Consider the following 2,455-nt stretch of genomic DNA (forward strand, 5'->3'; position numbering starts at 1 on the left):
GGGGGAATAATGCTGACGGGAACGTCGTTCTTTAGTACTCACGGAGGTGTCCACCTGGAAGAATAAGTGGACACCTAAACTACAGCGCCTGACGCATTAAGCCAGACGGTGCTGAGTTGACGCTTACCGGCATAACGTAATTTTATTACATTAAGCGACAACTACCTTGAAAAACGCCGTTCCGGAGGAACGTGAACGCGTTATTTCCTAACGCGCCCTAACTTCCCTTTATTACACCGACCGTTCACTTTCAGTCAACCTGTGCCAGTCGTTTTCTCATCGACTCACCTTTCATCTCCAGTCGGTGGGCGTTATGCATCAGCCGATCCAGGATAGCGTCGGCCAGCGTGTTATCTCCCACACAGCCATACCACTCATCCGTTGGCAGTTGGCTTATCATCACCGTGGCATTTTTACCGTAGCGATCGTCCATTAGCTCCAGAAGATCGTTGCGCTGAGCCGCCTGAAGCGGTTCAAGCCCCCAGTCATCCAGGATAAGCAGCTGCGTTTTCGAGAGTTCTGCAAGCTGCTTCCTGTAGCTGCCATCTGCACGGCTGTGCGTCAGTTCAACCAGTAACCGACTCAGACGCCAGTACTGCACGCTGTAACCCTGCTGACAGGCATTGTTACCCAGTGCACAACCCACATAGGTTTTACCGCAACCACAAGGGCCGGTTATCAGCAGGTTCTGCCCCCTGAGCACCCATTCGTTCTGGCTTAACTGGGCGATCCGTGAACGTTCGAGGTTCCTCGCTGGCTGATAGTCTATGTCGTGGACCGAAGCTTCCAGCCTTAACCGCGCTTTCTGCAACAGACGTTTCTGCTTGCGCTGATCCCTCTCGAGAGATTCACGCGTGACCAGCAGCGTCAGTCTTTCCCGGAAGGAGAGCTCTTCGTAAGTGCCTGGCTGCTCTAACTGCGACGACAGCGCGGCAACCATTCCTGTCAGTTTCATTTCTGTCAGCTGTTTCATCAGCGTATGTGGCATTATTGGGTTTCCTGTTTCAGTGGAAGTGGCGCGGGCCACGGATGTTCTCATGCTCTTGAGGAAGCTCCTGGGATGGATGCAGATCACCGTCCGCCGGAACCAGATCTCGGTTATTTTTCAGGATCGACTTTATCTGCTTCAGCCGGGTCAACCCCTCTGTATTGGCCAGACGGCAACTGTTGTTAACGCGCTCAGAAGGATACTCACGCGTCAGGCTCAGCAGCCCCAGACACAAGCGGTAGGCCTGCTCCGGATGCGCTTTTTCTGCCAGACGCTCACTGACCCACGTCAGCGTGTCAGGTCCCACACCGGCAGCCCAGTTTTTCAACCGGCCCGGTGTCCACTGTTGATGATGGCGGTGACGCTCCGGCATATGCTCTGCCGCAGTACTGTTACCCGGATGAAGACGTCTAGGGTGGCTGGCGATCATCTGCCCGTCAGCCCAGACCTCAAGCAGATTGTCGAAGGCGTGGAGTTCCACCGTTTTACCGACGTACTGATGTGGCACAGAGTAATGGCGTAGCTCATATTCGACGTGATAATCGATATTCACCTTCGCTTTCTTTATGTGGCGGTAGCACCACGGTTGTACCGGTAACGATCGCAGTGCGGGTTTATCCAGCTTTTCGAAGGCTTCCCGCCGGTTACCGGGCAGTTTTTTGAAGGGACGTTCGTTGAGCTCTGTAACCAGCGTACGGATGTAGTGGTTCAACTCTGCCAGCGAGAAGAAGACCTGGTGCCGCAGCCGGGTGAGGATCCAGCGTTCAACGATCTGAACGCCAACTTCCACTTTAGGCTTGTCTCTGGGTTTTCGGGGGCGGGCAGGTATCACCGCAACCTGATAGTGCTCCGCCAGTTGTTGGTAGGACGGGTTGAGTTCGGGATCGTAGCGACAGGCTTTATTAACCCCGCTTTTGAGGTTATCCGGGACCAGGATTTCGGGGACGCCACCGATGAACTCCAGCATCCTGACGTGGCTGAGAAGCCAGTCCGGTAGCGACTGCGTATACGTGGCCTCTGCGAAGGTATAGTTTGATGCCCCCAACACAGCCACGAAGATCTGCGCCTGGCGGCATTCGCCGGTTTCTGGCGAGATAACCGGCACCGTGGGCCCACAGTAGTCGATAAAGCATTTTTCACCGGCGAGATGCTGTTGGCGCATGGAGCGCTTCTGCGACTGACACCAGGTCTGGTAGCGGCAGCAGAACTGCGAGTAACTGTACGCCCGGACGGGCATCCGCTGACAGTATTCTTCCCACAGAAGGTGGCGGGTGACGCCTTTCTTACGCAGCTCCATATGGATTTCAGCCCAGTCAGGATCCTCCAACGCACCGGGACGACTGAGGTAGCCTGATTTTAACGGACACTCCTTCCTGAGTAGAATGGGATTAAAAGGAGTTCACTATGACCAGAAAAACTCAACGTTACTCGAAAGAATTTAGGGCCGAAGCCGTTAAAACCGTCTTG

At 54.6% G+C, this 2,455-nt stretch carries 1 protein-coding gene and 1 pseudogene; both read right to left on the reverse strand.

Annotation, left to right across the window (positions count from 1 at the left end; genetic code table 11):
* Positions 1-250 precede the first annotated feature (250 nt).
* Positions 251-991 (reverse strand): IS21-like element helper ATPase IstB, encoded by a 741-nt coding sequence (istB, locus tag ACMV5H_RS25305; RefSeq protein WP_414822773.1) that lies wholly within the window; start codon positions 989-991, stop codon positions 251-253.
* A gap of 13 nt (positions 992-1,004) precedes the next feature.
* A pseudogene (gene istA / locus ACMV5H_RS25310) lies at positions 1,005-2,306 on the reverse strand (IS21 family transposase); the annotation flags it as partial.
* Positions 2,307-2,455 lie beyond the last annotated feature (149 nt).

This window comes from Serratia sp. N21D137, from assembly GCF_047530005.1.
Lineage (GTDB): Bacteria > Pseudomonadota > Gammaproteobacteria > Enterobacterales > Enterobacteriaceae > Chania > Chania fonticola_B.